Genomic DNA, 279 nt, shown 5'->3' on the forward strand with positions numbered 1-279 from the left:
AGAATGTTTCTTTTTATAATGACGAATCTGTTGTTTTATGGCAAATTAATCCGTTTCCTGATTATCCATTTTTTGCGTTAAATCAGAGTGGAAGTAATACAAATACTTCTGATAAATTAACGATATGGAATGATCTTTCTCCAGGGACATTGGTTGTTTTCTCTTTTTATATGCTGGGTGTTGGTCACGCAACAATTGCCAGAGAGTTGGGTATTACAGACAGAGCATCTGAGGATCGAATTAAACCAGTTAAACGGAAAATAAAAGGATTTTTTGAAC

The 279-nt window shown here is 34.1% G+C and carries 1 protein-coding gene; it reads left to right on the forward strand.

Features of this window, described 5'->3' with window-relative positions; translation table 11 throughout:
- A partial coding sequence (locus LZP73_RS21120) for a hypothetical protein (protein ID WP_234236968.1) occupies nucleotides 1–279 on the forward strand: 279 nt, incomplete at both ends.

Origin of the sequence: Shewanella sp. AS16 (genome assembly GCF_021412365.1) — a bacterium.
Taxonomy (GTDB): domain Bacteria; phylum Pseudomonadota; class Gammaproteobacteria; order Enterobacterales; family Shewanellaceae; genus Shewanella; species Shewanella salipaludis.